Source organism: Arthrobacter sulfonylureivorans (genome assembly GCF_022637435.1).
In the GTDB taxonomy this organism is placed as follows: domain Bacteria; phylum Actinomycetota; class Actinomycetes; order Actinomycetales; family Micrococcaceae; genus Crystallibacter; species Crystallibacter sulfonylureivorans.
On the sequence record NZ_CP093326.1, the window covers coordinates 985,297 to 1,005,767 of the forward strand.

At 66.5% G+C, this 20,471-nt stretch carries 19 protein-coding genes and 1 tRNA gene; 15 read left to right on the forward strand and 5 right to left on the reverse strand.

Features of this window, described 5'->3' with window-relative positions; genetic code table 11:
- Positions 1–21: 21 nt before the first annotated feature.
- Complete coding sequence (locus MNQ99_RS04790; protein ID WP_127512806.1) at positions 22–1,521, reverse strand: catalase; 1,500 nt, start codon at positions 1,519–1,521, stop codon at positions 22–24.
- Positions 1,522–1,983, reverse strand: coding sequence for a Fur family transcriptional regulator (locus MNQ99_RS04795; protein ID WP_127512805.1), 462 nt, complete (start codon positions 1,981–1,983; stop codon positions 1,522–1,524).
- 278 nt (positions 1,984–2,261) lie between these two features.
- Between MNQ99_RS04795 and MNQ99_RS04800 the strand changes: the two genes are divergently transcribed.
- The 4 genes from MNQ99_RS04800 to MNQ99_RS04815 all read left to right on the forward strand — a co-directional run bounded on the left by MNQ99_RS04800 (position 2,262) and on the right by MNQ99_RS04815 (position 6,565).
- Complete coding sequence (locus tag MNQ99_RS04800; protein ID WP_241914636.1) at positions 2,262–3,542, forward strand: MFS transporter; 1,281 nt, start codon at positions 2,262–2,264, stop codon at positions 3,540–3,542.
- 134 nt (positions 3,543–3,676) lie between these two features.
- Entirely contained in the window at positions 3,677–4,546 is an 870-nt protein-coding gene (gene htpX / locus MNQ99_RS04805) for a zinc metalloprotease HtpX (protein WP_241914637.1), read from the forward strand.
- Between the two features lie 7 nt (positions 4,547–4,553).
- Complete coding sequence (locus tag MNQ99_RS04810) at positions 4,554–5,240, forward strand: histidine phosphatase family protein (protein ID WP_241914638.1); 687 nt, start codon at positions 4,554–4,556, stop codon at positions 5,238–5,240.
- 155 nt (positions 5,241–5,395) lie between these two features.
- On the forward strand, positions 5,396–6,565 hold the full coding sequence (locus MNQ99_RS04815) for an NAD(P)/FAD-dependent oxidoreductase (RefSeq protein ID WP_241914639.1): 1,170 nt from the start codon (positions 5,396–5,398) through the stop codon (positions 6,563–6,565).
- 75 nt (positions 6,566–6,640) lie between these two features.
- Here the strand turns inward: MNQ99_RS04815 and MNQ99_RS04820 are convergent, their stop codons facing one another.
- Positions 6,641–7,132 (reverse strand): YajQ family cyclic di-GMP-binding protein, encoded by a 492-nt coding sequence (locus tag MNQ99_RS04820; RefSeq protein WP_241914640.1) that lies wholly within the window; start codon positions 7,130–7,132, stop codon positions 6,641–6,643.
- Positions 7,133–7,298: 166 nt separating this feature from the next.
- Between MNQ99_RS04820 and MNQ99_RS04825 the strand changes: the two genes are divergently transcribed.
- The 3 genes from MNQ99_RS04825 to MNQ99_RS04835 all read left to right on the forward strand — a co-directional run bounded on the left by MNQ99_RS04825 (position 7,299) and on the right by MNQ99_RS04835 (position 9,174).
- Complete coding sequence (locus MNQ99_RS04825) at positions 7,299–7,748, forward strand: hypothetical protein (protein ID WP_241914641.1); 450 nt, start codon at positions 7,299–7,301, stop codon at positions 7,746–7,748.
- Positions 7,749–7,843: 95 nt separating this feature from the next.
- Positions 7,844–7,925: transfer RNA gene (locus MNQ99_RS04830), tRNA-Tyr, on the forward strand.
- A 175-nt stretch (positions 7,926–8,100) separates the two neighbouring features.
- Positions 8,101–9,174, forward strand: a complete 1,074-nt coding sequence (locus MNQ99_RS04835) for a lipid II:glycine glycyltransferase FemX (protein WP_241914642.1) — start codon at positions 8,101–8,103, stop codon at positions 9,172–9,174.
- Positions 9,175–9,233: 59 nt separating this feature from the next.
- Here MNQ99_RS04835 and MNQ99_RS04840 read toward each other — a convergent pair whose 3' ends face one another.
- Entirely contained in the window at positions 9,234–9,641 is a 408-nt protein-coding gene (locus tag MNQ99_RS04840; protein WP_127512798.1) for a hypothetical protein, read from the reverse strand.
- Between the two features lie 187 nt (positions 9,642–9,828).
- Here MNQ99_RS04840 and trxA point away from each other — a divergent pair, with 187 nt between their 5' ends.
- On the forward strand, positions 9,829–10,218 hold the full coding sequence (gene trxA / locus MNQ99_RS04845; RefSeq protein WP_127512797.1) for a thioredoxin: 390 nt from the start codon (positions 9,829–9,831) through the stop codon (positions 10,216–10,218).
- A gap of 93 nt (positions 10,219–10,311) precedes the next feature.
- Here trxA and MNQ99_RS04850 read toward each other — a convergent pair whose 3' ends face one another.
- Positions 10,312–11,364: a DNA-3-methyladenine glycosylase family protein gene (locus MNQ99_RS04850; RefSeq protein WP_241914643.1), complete on the reverse strand. Its 1,053-nt coding sequence runs from the start codon at positions 11,362–11,364 to the stop codon at positions 10,312–10,314.
- A 140-nt stretch (positions 11,365–11,504) separates the two neighbouring features.
- Between MNQ99_RS04850 and MNQ99_RS04855 the strand changes: the two genes are divergently transcribed.
- From MNQ99_RS04855 to MNQ99_RS04885, 7 genes are all read left to right on the forward strand, one after another.
- Entirely contained in the window at positions 11,505–12,881 is a 1,377-nt protein-coding gene (locus tag MNQ99_RS04855) for a cystathionine beta-synthase (RefSeq protein ID WP_241914644.1), read from the forward strand.
- A gap of 11 nt (positions 12,882–12,892) precedes the next feature.
- A complete protein-coding gene (locus MNQ99_RS04860) occupies positions 12,893–14,053 on the forward strand; it encodes a cystathionine gamma-synthase (RefSeq protein ID WP_241914645.1) in 1,161 nt (386 codons plus the stop codon).
- A gap of 119 nt (positions 14,054–14,172) precedes the next feature.
- Positions 14,173–14,628 (forward strand): VOC family protein, encoded by a 456-nt coding sequence (locus MNQ99_RS04865; protein WP_127512793.1) that lies wholly within the window; start codon positions 14,173–14,175, stop codon positions 14,626–14,628.
- Positions 14,629–14,658: 30 nt separating this feature from the next.
- Positions 14,659–15,318 (forward strand): MOSC domain-containing protein, encoded by a 660-nt coding sequence (locus MNQ99_RS04870; protein WP_241914646.1) that lies wholly within the window; start codon positions 14,659–14,661, stop codon positions 15,316–15,318.
- 170 nt (positions 15,319–15,488) lie between these two features.
- Positions 15,489–17,513 (forward strand): oxidoreductase, encoded by a 2,025-nt coding sequence (locus tag MNQ99_RS04875; RefSeq protein ID WP_277883597.1) that lies wholly within the window; start codon positions 15,489–15,491, stop codon positions 17,511–17,513.
- 16 nt (positions 17,514–17,529) lie between these two features.
- On the forward strand, positions 17,530–18,078 hold the full coding sequence (locus MNQ99_RS04880; RefSeq protein ID WP_241914647.1) for a PadR family transcriptional regulator: 549 nt from the start codon (positions 17,530–17,532) through the stop codon (positions 18,076–18,078).
- Positions 18,079–18,420: 342 nt separating this feature from the next.
- Positions 18,421–20,421: a DEAD/DEAH box helicase gene (locus MNQ99_RS04885; RefSeq protein WP_422387516.1), complete on the forward strand. Its 2,001-nt coding sequence runs from the start codon at positions 18,421–18,423 to the stop codon at positions 20,419–20,421.
- The last annotated feature ends 50 nt before the right edge of the window (positions 20,422–20,471 follow it).

A 20,471-nucleotide genomic window follows, 5' to 3' on the forward strand; every position in this document is an offset into this window, starting at 1 on the left:
TATGCCGTCAGGCGAGGGGCATTACGCCGAGTCGGTGTTCACATCCGTAGCGGAGAGCTTGCCTGCCTGCAGGGCCTCGATGGCCTTGCGCACGCCTTCGCCGTAGGCCGGGTCGGCCTTGGTGCAGTTGGCGATGTGGCGTTCGATGGTGGCCTCGGAAGCCCCGTCGATGGCGCGGGCGGTGTTCTCGAACAGCACCTGCCGCTGCTCGGCGGTCATCTTCTCGCGGAAGAGGATGCCGGGCTGCTCGTAGTAGTTGTCGTCGTCCTCGCGGAAGTTGAACCGGTCGGCCACGGCGCCCACGGCCTGGGCCGGGTCGCGGTACGCCGGCTGTTCCTGCCAGCGTCCGTAGCCGTTCGGCTCGATGCCCGGGGTCGCTCCCTGGTTGCCGTCGATGCGCATGGCGCCGTCACGGTGGTAGGAGTTGACCAGGCCGGCGCCACGCGGGTAGTTCACCGGAATCTGGTGGTGGTTGACACCCAGGCGGTAGCGCTGCGCGTCGCCGTAGGAGAACAGGCGGCCCTGCAGCATGCGGTCCGGCGAGTAGCTGATGCCCGGCACCACGTTGGCCGGGGTGAAGGCGGCCTGCTCCACGTCGGCGAAGTAGTTCTCCGGGTTGCGGTTCAGCTCCCACTCGCCAACCTCGATCAGCGGGTAGTCCTTCTTGGACCAGACCTTGGTCAGGTCGAACGGGTGGTACTTGTAGGTCTCCGCGTCGGCCTCGGGCATGATCTGGACCATGAGCTTCCACTTCGGGAAGTCGCCGTTGTCGATCGAATCGAGCAGGTCGCGCTGGTGCGACTCGCGGTCCTCGCCCACCAATGCGGCGGCCTCGTCATCGGTGAGGTTCTTGATGCCCTGCTGCGTGCGGTGGTGGAACTTCACCCAGTAACGCTCGCCGGCGTCGTTGATGAAGCTGTAGGTGTGCGAACCGAAGCCGTGCATGTGGCGGTAGGACGCCGGGATGCCGCGGTCGGACATCACGATGGTGACCTGGTGCAGGGCTTCCGGCAGGTTGGTCCAGAAGTCCCAGTTGTTCTCGGCGCTGCGCAGGTTGGTGCGCGGATCACGCTTCACTGCGTGGTTGAGGTCGGGGAACTTAAGCGGGTCGCGGAAGAAGAACACCGGGGTGTTGTTGCCCACCAGGTCCCAGTTGCCCTCTTCGGTGTAGAACTTCACCGAGAAGCCGCGGATGTCACGCTCGGCGTCGGCTGCGCCGCGCTCGCCGGCAACGGTGGAGAAGCGGGCGAACAGTTCGGTCTTCTTGCCGACCTCGGAGAAGATCTTCGCCTTGGTGTACTTGGTGATGTCGTTGGTCACCGTGAAGGTACCGAACGCGCCGGAGCCCTTGGCGTGCATGCGGCGCTCAGGGATGACCTCGCGGTCGAAGTGCGCCATCTTCTCCAGGAACCAGACGTCCTGCAGCAGCATCGGGCCGCGGGGACCAGCGGTCAGGCTGTCCTGGTTGTCCGCTACGGGCGCGCCCGCAACGGTTGTCAACGGCTTGGTGTTATCGGCCATTTAGTTATCGCTCCTTGTCGGATCTTCCAATTGAAGGTCTTTCGTGGCACTGCAGGCGGGACAGATGCCCCAGAACGTGACCTCGGCTTCGTCAATCGCGAAGCCGTGGTTATCGCCCACCGTGAGGCACGGTGCCTCGCCCACAGTGCAGTCGATGTCGGCAATATCGCCGCACCGCCGGCACACCACGTGGTGGTGGTTGTCGCCAACCCGGGCCTCGTAGCGCGCCGGGGAGCCTGACGGCTCGATCCGGCGCAGCAACCGGGCGTCGGTCAACGCGGCAAGCACGTCATACACGGCCTGTTTCGAAACCCCGCCCAGCTCGTCCCGCACCAGGCCGGTGATGGCATCGGCGTCGGCATGCGGGTGTGCGCGGACTGCTTCCAGCACCGCGGTCCGCGGACGGGTGACGCGCAGCGAAGCCTCGCGCAACATGTCCTCGGGTTCCCTCATATCGACCATGACAGCCATTCTGTCAGCTTTTCTGGACTCAGTCCAGAATATGTTTTGGAACGAGTCCAGAACAGCCGGTGAACTCCGGGTGACGGATCAGTACGACGGCGGTGCCCGCCTCGGTTTGTCGGCGCGCCATGGCGAGGGCACCACTGCCGCCTCTGAAGCGCCGCCGCGGCCGGGAGGCCACGCCACGCCCCGCCGGAACGCCACGCCCGGGACGCCACGCTCCGCCGTGGCGCCCCGCCAGCCCAAGAAAGGTGCTGCGGGCAACTAGAATCTCCGCCATGCCCAAACTGTTCGCCGATACGGCGCCGCTGAAGGAGAGCCCGGAATTCCGCAGGTTGTGGATCGGCACGTCGCTCTCTGCCATCGGCGCACAGTTGACGGCGGTGGCAGTGAGCCTGGAGGTCTATCAGCTCACCGGCTCGACGTGGGCGGTGGGCGCCGTCGGCGTCGTCGGCTTGATTCCGCTGGTGCTGGCCGGGCTCTATGGCGGCTCGGTGGTGGACGCCCACGACCGCCGCAAAGTGGCGCTCTATTCGGGTCTGGTGCTGTGGGCCGGCACCGCGGTGTTTGCCCTGCAGGCCTGGTTCCAGCTGGAGCAGGTGTGGTTGCTGTATCTGGTGATCGCGGTGCATTCGGCCGCAGTCGGGATCAACCAACCGGCACGCAGTGCCATTGTGCCGCGGCTGGTGCGGCGCGAGATGCTGCCGGCGGCCAATGCCCTGACCATGATGACCTTCGGTTTGGGCATGACCATCGGGCCGCTGGCGGCTGGTGTGCTGGTGGCCAACGTGGGCTTCGGCTGGACCTATACCTTGGACGTCCTCACGTTCACGGCGGCCATTTGGGCGGTGGTCAAGCTGCCGCCGCTCCCACCCGAGGGGGAAGTGCGCAAGGCCGGCCTGAAGTCGGTCGTCGAAGGGCTCCAGTTCCTGCGGACCCGTCCCAACATCCGGATGACGTTCCTGGTGGACCTGGCCGCGATGGTGCTGGCCCAGCCGCGTGCGCTGATGCCGGCCATCGGCGCGGTGATCATCGGCGGCGGCGAGGCGACGGCAGGCATCCTGTTGGCTTCGGTGGCGGGCGGCTCCTTCGTCGCGGCTGTGTTCTCCGGCCCGTTGGGAGGCATCCGGCGGCACGGGCTGGCGGTGCTGTGGTGTGTGGTGGTGTGGGGGATTGCCGTCGCCGGGTTCGGCGCCGTCGTCGTGATGGCAGGCCGTTCCGACGCCGCCTCCGCCGGCGACGTGAGCGAGTGGCTGCTGCCGGCCGCCCTTTGCCTTGCGGTTGCCGGCGGCGCGGATACGGTCAGCGGCGTCTTCCGCAACACCATCCTGCAATCGGCGACGCCCGACGCGATGCGCGGGCGGCTGCAGGGAATCTTCATCGTGGTGGTGGCCGGCGGCCCGAGGCTGGGCGACGCCGTTGCCGGCGGAGGCGGCGAATGGCTGGGTGAGGGGTTCGCAGCCCTCGCCGGCGGTATCGCCTGCGTGTGCGTGGTCGGACTGCTGCACCGGCTGCAGCCGAGATTCGCCCGCTATGACGACAGGCACCCCGAGCCGTAGCTGATGCCCGAGTACTACGGAACTTGGCGCCGAATTCCGGCGTTGGAATAAGTGTGCGGTAGATACACTGAAACCGACATGCTGCGCCCGCAGCGGCAGAGGGCCGCATCGGCGCGGGAGAGGACTTACACGCTGTGCACAACCACTTCAACGGACTGAAAACGGCAGGATTGCTGGGCGGTCTCTTCGCCCTGCTGCTGGCGATCGGCGCGCTGTTGGCCAGCGGGACCGGCAGTGCCAGCTGGATCTGGATCATGGCCCTGATCGGCGTGGGCACCACGGCCTACAGCTACTGGAACAGCGACAAGCTGGCCATTCGCAGCATGCAGGCCTATCCCGTCACCGAAGCCGACCAGCCCGGAATGTACCGAATCGTCCGCGAACTATCCACGCGGGCCAACCAGCCAATGCCCCGGCTCTACGTGTCCCCGACCATGGCGCCGAACGCCTTCGCCACCGGGCGCAACCCGAAAAACTCGGCGGTCTGCTGCACCGAGGGCATTCTGCGCCTGCTGGACGAGCGCGAACTGCGCGGCGTGCTGGGCCATGAACTGATGCACGTCTACAACCGGGACATCCTGACGTCCTCCGTTGCCGCCGCGGTGGCGGGTGTCATCACCTCGGTCGCCCAGTTCCTGCTGTTCTTCGGCGGCCGCGACCGCAACGCCAACCCACTGGCGCTGATCGCCATGTCCCTGCTGGCGCCGATCGCGGCCATGCTGATCCAGATGGCAGTCAGCCGCACTCGCGAGTATGACGCGGACGAGGACGGCGCCACCCTGACCGACGACCCGCTGGCGCTGGCCTCGGCGCTGCGCAAGCTGCAGTACGGCACGCAGCAGGCGCCACTGCCGCAGGATCAGAAGCTGGTCAACACCAGCCACCTGATGATTGCCAACCCGTTCAAGGGCGGCGGCGTCAAGAAGATGTTCAGCACCCACCCGCCGATGGACGACCGCGTGGCGCGGCTGGAACGGATGGCCGGACGGCCACTGGGCTACTGAGGCCGGCATGCGACTGCTGCTGATACGGCACGGCCAGACCCCCTCCAACGTCCGCGGGCTGCTGGATACGGGGGCGCCCGGTGCGGAACTGACTCAGCTGGGCGAGGAACAGGCCCGTGCGCTGCCGACGGTGCTCGACGGCGAGCCGATCGACGCGCTCCTGGTCTCCACCCTCGTGCGCACGCAGCTCACCGCATCTCCCCTGGCGGCCGCCCGCAGGCTCGAGACAGACGTTCACGACGGGCTGCGCGAAATCTCGGCCGGTGAGCTGGAAATGCGCGGCGACCGCGACGCCATCATGGCCTACATGACCACAGTCTTTGCCTGGGCATCGGGTGACCTGGAGCGGCGGATGCCCGGCGGCCCGGACGGGCACGAAACGTTCGGCCGCTTCGATGCCGTCATCGACGAAGCCCGGGCCTCCGGCGTCGGCACGCTGGCCGTGGTCAGCCACGGCGCCATGATCCGCAGCTGGGCCGGCGCCCGGGCATCGAATCTCTCCGTCCCGTTCGTTGCACGGAACCAGTTGAGCAACACCGGAGTGGTGGTCCTCGACGGCGGCCCGGACGGCTGGGAGGCGCTGACCTGGATGGGCCAAGCCGTGGGCGGGCCCGAACTGGCTGCCCCGCTCGCCGACGGTCCCACCGCCGATGCGATCAACCCGGACCGCATCCCCACCGATTCCCGGGACTGACGTCAGGTTCCCGGGACCGACGACGGGCCCTCAGTTGCCCGGGCCGTCCTCGGATCAGGAGCCTCGCCGTCGGCTGCCGCCTGTTCCTCTCACGTGTCACAATTCCGCTCCCCGCGGTGTCCTATGTTTGTAACCACAATTCAAGGGAGCCCGCAGTGACTACACATCAACGGATCGTCGTTATCGGGGCTGGCTACGCCGGAGTGATGGCCGCGAACCGGCTGGCTGGCAGCAAGGAGCTCAGGGGCAAGGTCGGCGTAACCGTCATCAACCCCCTGGCGGACTTCGTGGAGCGGATCCGGTTGCACCAGATGGCGGCGGGTAGCCGGGAGTCAGCCTCCGTTCCGATGGAATCGGTGCTTCACCCGGATGCCACGCTGGTGGTCGGCCAGGCCTCAAGGATCGATCCGCGCGCACACACCGTCCATTTCGGCGACGGTCGCACCCCATTGCACTATGACTTCCTGGTCTATGCTCCCGGCAGCGCCAGCCAGCCCGCACCCTCGGGATCCGTTGGCTACGCGCTGCACGACGCCCAGTCTGCCAAGCGCCTGCGGCCGGCATTGGAGCAGTTGGCGCCGGGCGCCGTCGTCAGCGTGATCGGCGGTGGTCTGACCGGCATCGAGGCAGCCGCCGAAATTGCCGAGGCACATCCGCGGTTGACGGTGCGACTGGTCTCGCGCGGGCAGACGGGGGCGGACCTGTCCGACCGCGGCCGCCGTGCCTTGCTCGCACAACTGGAGGGCATCGGGGTCCACGTCATGGCGGGGGAGCGCGTGGACCGGTCGGACGGGCAGTACATCACGCTGTCGGACGGCACTTCCCTGGCCTCCGACTGCACTGTATGGACCGCCGGCTTCACCGCTCCGGGCCTCGCCCGAGCCAGCGGCCTGGCCACCGATGCTGAGGGCAGGCTGCTGGTTGATTCAACCCTGGCCTGTCCCGGGTTCCCGGAGATCTTCGGCGCCGGTGACGCCGTCCACGCGCCTGAAACGGTTGCCTCGCACCTGCGGATGAGCTGTGCGATGGCCATGCCCATGGGCGCTCACGCCGCCGACAATGTCATCGCCCGGATCCGGCAGGCGAGCCCTCAGGAGTTGTCCGCTGGGTTCATGCTGCGCTGCATCAGCCTGGGGCGCAGGTCCGGGCTGGTCCAACCAGTGCGGGCGGACGATGCCCCGCGTCGTCTTGCCGTGAGCAGGCGTGTAGGTGCATTGGTCAAGGAGCAGGTCTGCCGCATGACGCTGAAGTGGATCAGGGGAGAGCGGCGGCGCAGCGGGTCATACAGTTGGCCGCGCGGCCCACGTACTGTCAGGGCCCAGTAGCAGCGGCAAAGCAAGCCGGGCCGAAGCACGACGACGGCCGCGCACCTCAGGCGCGCGGCCGTCGTCGTACCGAAGTCAGCGGTAGTTGATGAACTGAAGATCGACTTCCACATCGGAACCCTTGAGCAGGGTAATGACTTCCTGCAGATCGTCGCGGGACTTGGACGTGACCCGCAACTCGTCACCCTGGATCTGGGCCTTCACGGCCTTGGGTCCCTCTTCGCGGATGATCTTCGAGATCTTCTTGGCCTGGTCCTGGGCAATGCCCTCCTTGATGCCGGCCTCGATCCGGTATTGCTTGCCCGAGGCGAACGGCTCGCCGGCATCCAGCGACTTCAACGAAATGCCACGCTTGACCAACTTGGACTGCAGCACGTCCAGAACGGCTTTCACACGCTCCTCGGAGTTTGCCTTCATGAGGATCTTTTCGCCGCTGAAGTCAACTTCGGCACCGACTCCCTTGAAGTCATAGCGCTGCGCAATTTCCTTCTGCGCCTGGTTCAAAGCGTTGGCAACTTCCTGCTTGTCAACCTTGCTGACAATGTCGAACGAAGACTCGCTGGCCATGGTTTCCTCCTGGGTCGGGGCGTTTGTGCTTGGCACCAGCCTACTGAATCGCGTGGCGGCGGCGCAGGTTTCCCAGCTTCCACGCAGCTTTCGTCCATCGTTCCTTCATCCAGATCCGACAGAATCACTGTGTTGTATCAATCACCGATCTTCAGGAGAAGCGCACATGGGAGCCCGCCCGCGGTACATAGTCACGACGATACGAGTTGCCGCGGGTTCGTTCCTGACGGCCACCGCCGTCGCCACGGTGGTTGTGATGGGTTCCGCCCCGGCCTCCGCCGCCTCTGCCTCCCTGTCATCGGTGCAGCCCCCGGCGAGGGCCGTCGGTGCCGTCGGTGCTGCTCCCTTGCTCCCGCGGGATACGGAGGTTTTGGAGCGGCAACCAGGGCAAGGGGTTACGGACAACCCAAGCGGCGCCAACGGCCCGGGCGGCGAACGCATCAGCGCGGGCGGTGCGGCCGCTGAAGCAAGCAAACTCCTCGGCGTTGAGTCGGTGGCCCGTTTGGAAGGCATCCGGCAGGAAATGGAACAGGCGGTGCAGCTGAACCTGGTCACCGCGGACCAGGCCGACCGCTTTGTGAACCAGATGCAGGAGCGGATTCTGCGCGGTTTGTAGCCGCGAAGAACGCCGATTCGATTCTTGGGCCGATCTTTGTGTAAAGTTGTCTTGCTTCCTCACGGGGAAGCGGTCTTCTACTGAAGAAGGCGTTCGGCAGATTACCCGAGCGGCCAAAGGGGGCTGACTGTAAATCAGCTGGCATTGCCTACGGGGGTTCGAATCCCTCATCTGCCACCGAACGGGAAACCCCGTCTGACCAAGTGACTTACTGGTCGGACGGGGTTTTTCCGTACTAGCCGGTTTCACCGGCCGCCGCTGGTTCACCTGCGCCAGCGGGCCAGGACCGGCGTCGATAAACTTGACCGCGGATGTGACCGGCGGCGACTGGCCGCCAGAACGAGGAGTTCTCTTGCGACAATTCACCGCCCGCTTCGCAACGCCGGAGGAAATCCAGGCATGGGACAGCCATGTCACGGCGAACCCCAATGGGGGCAACATGCTGCAGGCCAAGGCCTACGCGGCGGTGAAAGCTGAGCACGGATGGAAGCCGCTGTACCTCGCGTATGAGACCTCCGACTACACCAGCTTCAACCTGGTGCTGGAAAAGCATGTTCCGCTGCTGGGCAAATACTGGTACATGATCAAGGGCCCGGACGTTGCGTCCCCCGATGACCTGCCCGGCATTTTCGAAGCCAACCGGCGCTTCTGCCAGGCGCAGGCGCGCGGTGTCTTCGCGATCCGGATCGAGCCGGACGTCGAGGCCACGGATGAGACGCGCGCCCTGCTGGCCCGCGAAGGGCTGGTCAAGATGCCGGACCTGCAGCCGAACGATCACACGGCCATCGTGGACATTGCCCCGGAGCCGGAGGTGGTGCTCAAGAGCTTCTCCTCCCGCGGCCGCAATGCCGTGCGCCGCGCGATCCGCGAGGGCGCCGAAGTGGTCACGGCCGAGCCGACGGAAGAGAACTTCCGGGCCATGTTCAACCTGATGGGGCAGGTGCAGCAGGGCCAGAAAAATGTGCAGGTCCGCTCCTTCGAGTACTTCAAGGCGTTCTGGGGCAACTTCATTGCCGCCGGACAGGGCAGACTGCTGTTCACCTACGAAGACGGCAAGCCGTCCGTGGGAGCGTTTGTGGTCAATTACGGACGCAAGGGCACCTACAAGGACGGTGGATCGCTGCCGCGGCGCAAGCAGTACGGCGATTCACACCTGATCCAGTGGACGGCGATGAACCAGCTCAAGGAGCTGGGCATCACCAGTTACGACCTGTGCGGAACTCCGCCGGCCGCCGAACTCAAGAACCCCGAGCACGAGTACTACGGCTTGGGCCTGTTCAAAACCAGCTTCACCAAGACCATCACCGACTTCGTTGGCTGCTATGACCAGGTGATCTCCCCGCTCAAGTACAAGCTCTGGTCAGCAGCGGGGGAGAAGATCGCCCGCGGACTCTACGTGCGCCGCCGCCACCAGCCGTTCTACTGAGCAGCAGGCAGCAGGCAGCAGGCAGCGGGCAGCGGGAGGCCACTCCATCAACCTCGTCCTCACGCGGCCTCTGACAGCGGAAGCGGATGGATGTCCCAGAGGAAGCAGTACGTGGTGGGCCCGGAGTTGTGCATGACGTTGTAGTACAACCATTGCCAGGCAGTTGCGTCGTTATGGTCGGCCGGAGCAGGCGGACAGTCGGCGGGCGTGTACCACTTTCCATCGCTCCAGATGTAGTGCAGGTCGCCCACGTAAGTGGCTGCGGGCCCGGCACCGGGCCTGCCGTGGGGCAGGCCGATCCTGTCCTTGAGCGAGGCGCCATCGCCCACGGCGTATAGCTCGTTCTTCGACGGATCATGGGCGAACGGAAGCCTCTCATTCAGCTCGTCCATCAAACCGATGCTCCGGGAGATGGCGGCGTCGAGTTCGAGTCCGTCGGTGACAATCAGGACGGTGCAGCGGTTCATGTCGTTCCCTCCGGTAGCAGTGTCTGGTGGAATCGACCATAGGTAGCCGGACCCTGCCGCCGGAAGCCACCACCACAGTTTGTGGATAACGACCGGCAGCCCACAGGGCCTCCGCGCCACGCCGAAGGCGCATGCGCTGAGCGAACACGGGGCGACAGGCCGCTGCCAGGCGCGTTAGCGTGGAGATATGGCAACCATCGATATCACCGAGGCCCAGTTCCCGCAGACCATTGAAGAGAACGACATTGTCTTCGTCGACTTCTGGGCCGACTGGTGCGGGCCCTGCAAGCAGTTCGCCCCCGTCTACGACGCCGCTTCCGAGCAACACGGCGACATCGTTTTCGCGAAGGTAGACACCGAAGCCGAGCAAAGCCTTGCCGCAGCCGCCGGAATCACTTCGATCCCGACCCTGATGGCATTCCGCGAAAAGGTGCTGGTGTTCTCCCAGCCCGGCGCACTGAACTCCAGCCAGTTCACCCAGCTGGTGGACGCGGTCAAGGGCCTGGACATGCAGGAAGTCCACGCCCAGGTCGCCGCCCAGCAGCAGTCCGCGCAGGACGGTCAGGCAGCCGAGTAGCCCATAACGGTCACGATTCTTCCGAGGGAGCAGGGCAACTGCCCTGCTCCCTCGGTGCATTAACGCCTGCTCCCTCGGTGCGTTACCGGGTGGTTAATGCCGGCGGTGGTCCTGCGGCGCCAGTCGCGGCCCGAAGGTGGGCTTGCGGAAACCGCTAAGCACCAGCATCCGCACCACCCGTTGCCGGTGGCCCCGCCACGGTTCAAGGAGATCGAGCATGCCGGCGTCGTCGGTCTTGCGCCCGGCGAGGGCATAGCCGACAAACGCGGCCAGGTGGAAGTCGCCCACGGACACCGAGTCCGGGTCTCCGTGCGTGCGCTGCGCGGTTTCGGCCGCCGTCCACGGTCCGATCCCCGGGATGGTGCACAGCTTGCTGGCCAGTTCCGCGCCGGCCGGCAGCGACGCCAAGCGCTCCAGGGCGCCGGCCGAGGAACAGGCGCGCATGATGGTACCCGAGCGCTTCGAGTCCACCCCGGCTCGGTGCCAGTCCCACGACGGAATGCGCCGCCACCCCTGGGCGGTTGGCGGGACCATGAGTCCGTCCGGAGCCGGTCCGGGCGCCGGCGTCCCGTGCCGCCGGACCAGGTATTTGTAGGAGTAACGCGCCTCGATGGTGGTGATCTTCTGCTCCAAGATCACCGGCACCAGTTCATCGATGATGCGCCCGGTGGCCGGCAGGCGCAGCCCGGGATGCCGCCGCCGCGGCACGCTCACCAGCCGCGGCAGGCCCGCGTGGAACTCCGGTGCGTCAAACCCGGACCAGTCATCGTGGGCACCCAACAGGGCCGGCAGCCCGGCCAGCGCTTCCTCCGCGCCCGGCCCCCAGGCCTGTCCCAGAACGACGGCGGTGCCCCGGCTGCCTGCCTCGGGCGCGCCTTGGGTTTCGTCTTTGGTTTCGCCTGCCCGACTGGCGTCGTTCCCCCGACTGGTTTCGTCTTCCCGTCGCGGCCGACGGGTGATGCGCAGGGTCGCCCCGCCGGAGGAGGTGTTCAGCGCCAGCCAGGCACCGGCGTCGTCAATCCGGGCGGTGGGATCCTGCTTGCCCCGGGACAGGATGGATAACGTCCCGGGCAGGTCGTAAGGCTCCGGGAACTCCACCTCGCTGGTGAGCCCGGTGGCGCCGGACGCAGAGGCAGTGGACAGCATGGATTAATCGTCGCACGCGGCGCGGACAGCTGCGGCCCGGCCGGCTCGCCGGGCGCTCCCACAGGCCACCCGCAGGTGCCGGCGTGAACCCGTCTTACGCCGGATGTGCCCCGGTCTGGGCTGGCGGGTAGATTTGGGCCATGAAATATGCCAATTCTGTTCTGGACCTGATCGGCAACACTCCGTTGGTCAAGCTGAACAAAGTGACCGAAGGTATTGCTGCCACCGTCCTGGCGAAGGTGGAGTATTTCAACCCCGGCGGATCGATCAAGGACCGCATTGCGGTGAAGATGATCGAGGAAGCCGAGAAGGACGGGCGGCTGAAGCCCGGGGGCACGGTGATCGAGCCCACCAGCGGCAACACCGGTGTGGGTCTGGCCTTGGTGGCGCAGCAGAAGGGCTACAAGTCCATCTTCGTGACCCCGGACAAGGTGGGCCTGGAAAAGCGGGACGTGCTCAAGGCCTACGGCGCCGACGTCGTCGTCACCCCCACCTCGGTGGCCCCGGACAGCCCGGAGTCCTACTACGGTGTCTCCGACAGGCTGGTGACGGAGGTGGACGGCGGCTACAAGCCTGACCAGTTCAACAACCCGGCGGCTCCGGCCAGCCACTACGAGACAACCGGCCCGGAGATCTGGCGCGATACCGACGGCAAGGTCACCCACGTGGTGATCGGCGCCGGCACCGGCGGAACCATCACGGGAACCGGCCGCTATCTGAAAGAAATTTCCGCCGACCGCCCCGGCGGCCCGGTGAAGATCATCGGCGCCGACCCTGCGGGCTCGGTCTACTCCGGCGGCACCGGACGGCCGTACTTCGTCGAAGGCGTGGGCGAGGACATGTGGCCGGACAACTACGACAAGTCCGTTCCGGATGAGGTCCTGGCCGTCAACGACGCGGAAGCATTCGCGATGACCCGCCGGCTGGCGCAGGAAGAGGGACTGCTGGTTGGCGGCTCGTCCGGCATGGCCGTGGTGGCGGCGCTGAACGTGGCCAAGGACCTGGGACCGGACGACATCGTGGTGGTGATCCTGCCGGATTCCGGGCGCGGCTACCTGGGCAAGATCTTCAACGACGAATGGATGAAGTCCTACGGCTTCATCGCAGGCGGAGAAGAGACCACCGTGGGCGAGGTACTGCAGGGCAAGAGCGGCCGGCTGCCGGATCTGGTGCACACCCATCCCTACGAGACGGTCCGCGACGTCATCGAGATCATGAACGAATACGGCGTCTCGGTGCTGCCGGTCCTGTCGCAGGAGCCGCCGGTGGTCATGGGGGAGGTGGTCGGCGCCGTGAACGAACGGGACCTGACTGCCAAGCTGTTCAAGAACGAAGCGAAGCTGACCGACAAGGTCGGCGACCACCTGGGCGCGGCGATGCCGCTGGTCGGATCGCTGGAGACGGTGTCCGCCGCCCGGGAGAAGCTGCAGGCGGCCGACAGCGTGCTGGTCACGTTGGCCGGGGCGCCGGTGGGCGTGCTGACCCGGCACGACCTGCTGTCCTACCTCACGAGCTGAAGGAGAGAAGAATGAGCGCAGAGAACAACCAGGGCTTCAACACCCGGGCCGTGCACGCCGGCCAGGTGCCGGACGAAGCCACCGGTGCGGTGGTGCCGGCGATCTACCAGTCTTCGACCTACGCCCAGGACGGCATCGGCGGGCTGCGCAATGGCTACGAATACGGCCGCGGCACCAACCCCACGCGCGACTCGCTGCAGGTGCAGTTGGCGGCGGTGGAGGGCGGCAAGCACGCGTTCTCCTTCGCCTCCGGTCTGGCAGCCGAAGACGCGCTGATCCGCGCCCTACTCGCCCCGGGCGACCACATTGTGCTGGGCAACGATGCGTACGGCGGAACCTATCGGCTGATCAACCGGGTCCTGGGTGCCTGGGGCATCGGCCATACCGTGGTGGACATGTCCGATGTGTCGACAGTCGCCGCCGCGGTCAACGAGCACAAGTCCCGGTTCCTCTGGGTGGAGACTCCGTCCAACCCGATGATGAAGGTCACCGATATCGCCGCTCTGGCAGAACTGGCCCACGCCGCCGGTGCGTTGCTGGTGGTGGACAACACCTTCGCCTCGCCGTACCTGCAGAACCCGCTGGCCTTCGGCGCCGACGTTGTGGTGCACTCGACCACCAAGTACATCGGCGGCCACTCTGACGTGATCGGCGGTGCCGTGGTGCTCAACGACGACGCACTCGCCGAGAAGATCGGCTTCGTGCAGTTCGCCGTCGGCGCGGTGTCCGCGCCGATGGATGCCTTCCTGACCACCCGCGGCCTGAAGACGCTGGGAGTGCGGATGGACCGCCATTCGGCCAACGCCCAGGCCGTGGCCGAATGGCTGCAGGGCCGGTCCGAAGTCGAGGCCGTGTTCTACCCGGGGCTGCCGGACCACCCCGGCCACGAGCTGGCCAAGAAGCAGATGCGTGGCTTCGGCGGCATGGTCTCGGTCTCCTTCACCGGCGGCGAGGCGGCGGCGCGCAAGGTAGCCGAGTCCACCACGGTGTTCACGCTGGCCGAATCGCTGGGCGGCATCGAGTCGCTGGTCAACTATCCCTCGGAGATGACGCACGCCTCGGTGAAGGGCACCGAACTGGCCGTGCCGGAGAACCTGATCCGGCTGTCCGTGGGCATTGAGGACATCGAGGACCTGATCGCCGACCTGGAACAGGCCTTCGCCCAGCTCTAAGCGGATCTCAGGCGATTTAGGCGAGAAGAAGCACTCGACCAGCGGCAGAGGCCTACGGTTCCGGGCGACCGGGCCGTGGGCCTCTGGCGTGTCCCGGGGCGGAGGAGAATACTGTGCCCATGGATGCGAACAAGCAGTACCTACCGGCCAGCGTTGTCCCCGGTCTGCAGTCGCGCAAGGCGGCTGCACTGATCGATTACCTCACCGGCACCGTCGGGTTCGTCGAACACGCTCGGTTCGAAGAGCACGGTGTGGTCATCCACGCCGAGCTGCTGTGGCCTGAAGGCGGCATGGTGATGGTCTCCAGCCACGCAGAAGGCACACTGTGGGCCCGCGAGCCGGGCTCGGCACAGCTGAATGTGTACACCCATGATCCTGATGACCTCTACGCCCGGTTGCAGGCGGCGGACGCCTCCATCATCCGCGACCTGCAGGACACCGATTACGGGGACCGCGGCTTCGCCATCAACGATCCGGACGGAAACCTCTGGGCGTTCGGCAAGTACCGCGGGCAGCCGCTGCCCGGTGCGAATGGCGCCAAGGACCAGGACGTCAGCTACGAAGGCCACGCCTGAGCAGGTTCCCGGCAAATATATGATCACTGCATGAATCCCGGATCCCTGCTGGCCCTTTGCCGGCTGCACGCTCTGAAGCCCGATGCCAGCAAGGTAGGGATCACCGGTATCGACAAACGGCCGGTCGACGGGCGGATCCCGGTCCACTCGATGGGGCTGCGCGCCGATGTCCAGGCGGACCGCAAGAACCACGGCGGCGAGCTCAAGGCCCTGTACGCCTATGCCCAGGAAGATGCCGAGATCTGGTCCGCCGAGCTCGGGCGTGACATCCCGCCGGGTCTGTTCGGCGAAAACCTGCGGACCACCGGTATTCAGGTCAGCGGCGCGCTGGTGGGGGAGCGGTGGCAGGTCGGCCCGGAGGTCGTCGTCGAAGTGACCATGCCGCGGATTCCCTGCGCTACCTTCGCCCGGCACATGGACGAGCCCCGGTGGGTCAAGCGCTTCCTGCAGAAGGGACTGCCCGGCGCGTACCTCAAAGTCATCACTACCGGCTCCCTTGCCGCCGGCGACGGAATCCACGTCCTCTCCCGGCCGCGGCACGGCGTCAGTGTGGCGGAATCATCGCTGGGGCTCACCCCGGAGCAAGCGCAGGCGCTGCGGGAGTCCGAGGCCAACGGCGAGATTGCGCTGCACGGCAACGTCAGCACAGCGGTCCGCAGGGCTTTGGACCCAGGTCGGATCCGCGCCTGACGGCACCAGCTTGCCGCCAGGTCGGAACCACGCACCAGCTGCCCGCCATGTCGCGGTTCAGCGGCCGGAGGAAATTGTCCACCCGATTGAAATCCTCCGTAGGCCGACGCTTGTCTGCTGGACCTCGGCGCCGTAGTCTTTATGCAACTTGTTGTGCAAAGGAGTGCAGAATGGCCGTGGCCTACCCGAAGCTGTTCGAACCGCTGGACCTTGGCTTTACCGTCCTGCCCAACCGGGTGCTGATGGGCTCCATGCATGTGGGGCTGGAGGAGCTGCCCGGCGGATTCGAACGCATGGCCGCCTTCTATGCCGAACGCGCCCGCGGCGGCGTTGGGCTGATCGTTACCGGCGGCTTCTCCCCGAATGCCGACGGCAGGCTGCAGCCCGGCGGCGCGATGATGATTACGGCGGAGGAGGCCGCCCGCCACCGCACCATCACCGATGCGGTCCACGCCGACGGCGGGCGCATCGCACTGCAGCTGCTGCATGCGGGCCGCTACGCCGTGCACCCGGAGCCGGTGGCGCCCAGCCCGGTGCAGGCTCCGATCAGCCCTTTCAGTCCCCGCGAGCTGAGCGAAGCGGACATCGAGCAGACCATCGAGGACTTTGCCGCGGCTGCGGCGCTGGCCCGCGACGCAGGGTACGACGGCGTGGAGATTATGGGCTCGGAAGGATACCTGATCAACGAGTTCATCGTGGCCCGGACCAACCGGCGCACCGACGGCTGGGGCGGCAGCTACGGCAACCGGATCCGCTTCCCGCTCGAGATCGTCCGCCGCACCCGCCAACGCGTGGGGGAGGACTTCATCATCATCTACCGGTTGTCCATGCTGGACCTGGTGGAAGGCGGGTCCACCTTCGATGAAGTCGCCCAACTGGCTCGCGGCGTCGAAGCAGCGGGGGCCACCATCATCAATACCGGCATCGGCTGGCACGAATCCCGGGTGCCCACAATTGCCACCTCGGTGCCCCGGGCGGGCTTCGCCTGGGCCACCCGCCGGCTGATGGGCGCCGTCGGAATTCCCTTGGTGGCAACCAACAGGATCAACAACCCGGACACCGCCGAGCAGCTCCTGGCCGACGGGTGCGCGGACATGGTCTCCATGGCACGGCCGTTGCTCGCCGATCCGGCGTTTATGCTCAAGGCGTCGCGCGGACAGGCGGACGAAATCAATACCTGCATCGCCTGTAACCAGGCCTGCCTGGATCACACGTTCGCCGGCAAAGTCTCCTCCTGCCTGGTCAATCCGCGCGCCTGCCACGAAACCGAACTGGTGATCGAGCCGGCAGCCGAGCCGAAGTCGTTGGCCGTCGTCGGCGCCGGACCGGCAGGCCTGGCCTGCGCCGTGACCGCTGCCGGGCGCGGCCACCGCGTCACGCTTTTTGAAGCTGCGGAAGAAATCGGCGGCCAGTTCAACCTGGCCAAGCAGATCCCCGGCAAGGAGGAGTTTCACGAAACCATCCGCTATTTCGGCCGCCAGCTGCAGCTGCTCGGCGTCGAGGTGCGGCTCAAGACACGGGTGACGGCAGCTGAACTGGCCGACGGCGGATTCGACGAGATCATCCTGGCCACCGGTGTGGTGCCGCGGATTCCGGATCTGGACGGCGTGGACCACCCGAGTGTGCTCGGCTACCAGGACGTGCTGCGCGACCACCGGGAGCTCGGCGCAACGGTGGCAGTGCTGGGCGCGGGCGGCATCGGTTTCGACGTCAGCGAGTACATCACCCAGGCCGGACCCAGCGCCACGCTGGAGCCGGAGCGGTTCCGGGAGCACTGGGGAATCGACGACGACCCCGCCGTCCGCGGCGGCCTCACCGAACCCCGGCCCGGACGCCCGGCCCGGACCGTCCATCTGCTGCAGCGCAAGGAAGCCAAAATCGGCGCCGGACTGGGCAAGACCACGGGATGGATCCACCGGGCAGAGTTGAAGAGCCGCGGCGTACACATGATCCCCGCCGTCACCTACCGCAAAATCGACGACGACGGACTGCACCTGACCATCGACGGCACCGACTCGGTACTCGCCGTCGACAACGTGGTGCTCTGCACCGGGCAGGAACCGCAGCGGGAGCTGCTGGAAGCACTGAAAGACCTGGGCTTGCCGGTCCATCTGGTGGGCGGCGCGGACGTCGCTGCCGAACTCGATGCCAAACGTGCCATCAACCAGGCGACCCGGCTCGCCGCCGCGCTGTAGCGGAAGGAAAACGACCATGTCCCTGCCGCACGCCATCCTCACCGCGCTGCTGGAACAACCCGGATCCGGAGCGGAACTGGCCCGCCGGTTCGATAAGTCCTTCGGCTTCTTCTGGCCGGCCACGCACCAGCAGATCTACCGGGAACTGGCCAAGCTGGAACGGAACGGGCTGGTTCACTCCACCGGCCGCGACTCCAGCCGGGGCCGGGCCAAGGACTACAACGTGCTCGCCGCCGGCCGGAAGGAACTGAGCCGGTGGACGCTGGAACAGCAAGAGCCTCGTCCCGTCCGCGAGGAATTGATGATCCGGCTGCGCGCCTCCTCGGTGCTTGGCGATGTCCCCATCAACGACGAACTTGAGCGGCATCTCGGCCTGCACCGCACCCAGCTTGCCGCCTATCAACAACTGGACCAACGGGGCAGCTGGGACGACGCCAACCGGTTGCAGCGTGCCGTGCTGCAGGCCGGGATCATGTTCGAGCAGACCTGGATCGAGTGGGCGGAACACACCCTGGCGCTGCAGCCTGCAGCGGAGACGGATCGCGCGACCAGTACCCCAAGGTGACCGCTGTGCCGAACGTCACCGGCCGTCGTCGTACCTTCCCGCAGAAATGGGCCGCCCGCATGCCGTACACTGGATGCATCCCCCACTGTCGGTATTCCCTTAGTTCTGCGCGATAATGCCACATACGGTCTTGTCGAAGCGTCTGATTGGTGTGTGGGTCCGCCTCTAAACGGCGGGCAGTTTCATGTTTGGGAGCGCCGGCTAAAGAAAACGCCGCTAGGTTCCCCGCACAATGCGGGCAGCCAGCGAAGCGGCGGAAAGCCCTGCCACGGGATTGTAATAGCGCCGGGCTTTGAGTCAGAGGACCGCGGACATTCATGCGCCGCGGCCACCGGTCCCCAGCTGAATACGAGGAACTGCCCCGTGTCCGAAAACACTGTTAATACCCTGCCCGAAAACACCGACGCCGCTGAGGCCGTCGAAGACGAAAACACCGTACTCTTCACCGACTTCGGCCTCGATGGCCGCGTCCTCGCGGCACTGACCGACGTCGGCTACGAAAAGCCCTCGCCGATCCAGGCCGCCACCATCCCTGTGCTGCTCGAAGGCCGCGACGTCGTGGGCCTGGCCCAGACCGGCACCGGCAAGACCGCAGCCTTCGCCGTTCCGGCGCTGTCCCGGATGGCCGAGCTGCCGCCGACCAAGAACACCCAGATCCTGGTGCTGGCGCCTACCCGCGAGCTGGCCCTGCAAGTGGCGGAGGCGTTTTCCTCCTACGCCGCGCACATGGACGATTTCACCGTGCTGCCGGTCTACGGCGGCTCCGCCTACGGCCCGCAGCTGGCCGGACTGCGCCGCGGCGCCCAGGTTGTTGTCGGCACCCCCGGCCGCGTGATCGACCACATCGAAAAGGGTTCGCTGGACCTGTCCGAGCTCCAGTACATGGTGCTGGACGAGGCCGACGAGATGCTGCGCATGGGCTTCGCCGAAGAGGTGGACCAGATCCTCTCGAAGACCCCGGAAGATAAGCAGGTTGCGCTGTTCTCGGCGACCATGCCGACCGCCATCCGCCGGATCGCCAAGAAGTACCTGAAGGACCCGGCCGAAATCACGGTCAAGGCCAAGACCACCACCGGCACCAACACCCGCCAGCGCTACCTGCAGGTCATGGGCCCGCACAAGCTCGACGCCATGACCCGGATCCTGGAAGCCGAAGATTTCGACGGCGTGATCGCCTTCGTGCGCACCAAGATGGCCACCGAAGACCTGGCCGACAAGCTCAAGGCCCGCGGCTACCGGTCCGCCGCCATCAACGGCGACATCCCGCAGCAGCAGCGTGAGCGCACCGTCGAGGCGCTGCGCGACGGCAAGATCGACATCCTGGTCGCCACCGACGTGGCCGCCCGTGGGCTGGACGTCGAGCGCATCACCTTGGTGGTCAACTACGACATCCCGCACGACACCGAGTCCTACGTGCACCGCATCGGCCGCACCGGCCGTGCCGGACGCTCGGGTGACGCCATCCTGTTCATGACCCCGCGCGAGAAGTACCTGCTGCGGGCCATTGAGAAGGCCACCCGTCAGCCGGTCGAGCAGATGCACCTGCCCTCCGCCGAGACCATCAACAACCTGCGGATGCGCAAGTTCGCGGAAAAGATCACCGAGACCCTGGCTTCCGAAGACGTCTCGATCTTCCGCGACCTGGTCGCCAACTACGAGACCGAGCACGACGTTCCGGCAGCCGAAATTGCCGCTGCCCTGGCCGTCATGGCCCAGGGCGGACGCCCGCTGCTGGTCCAGGACCTGCCGGAAGCACCGAAGGGCCAGCGCGAGCGTGCCGGCGGCGGACGTGACTCCATGAATTCACGCGGCCCGTCCCGCACCCTGACCGAGGGCAACGCGACCTACCGGATCGCCGTCGGGCGCCGCAACCGCGTGATGCCCGGCTCCATTGTCGGCGCCATCGCCAACGAGGGCGGCCTGTCCGCCGCCCAGATCGGCGGCATCGACATCCGCTCCGACCACTCGCTGGTCGAGCTGCCCGCGGACCTGAGCAAGGACCAGCTGCGTGCGCTGTCCAAGACCCGCATCGGCGGCGAGCTGATTCACCTGGAACTCGACGCCGGCCGCAAGCCGCGCCGGGACCGCGACGACTTCGGCGGCGGCCACCGCGGTGGATTCCGCAGCGACCGGGGAGACCGGCCGTTCACCAAGAAGTCCGACGGCGACCGCCCCTACAAGAAGAAGTTTGACGGGGATCGTCCGTACAAGAAGAACGACGGCGAACGCAGCTTCAGCGGCGAACGCACCTTCAGCAGCGACCGCACCGACCGCGGTGGCTTCGGCGGCGACCGCGACCGCAGCTTCGGCGGTCCGCGCAAGCCTCGCCACACCCGCGGCTAATCCCCTCCGGATCTCTTAGCCACCCTCCGGGGCATCTGTCATGGACAGGT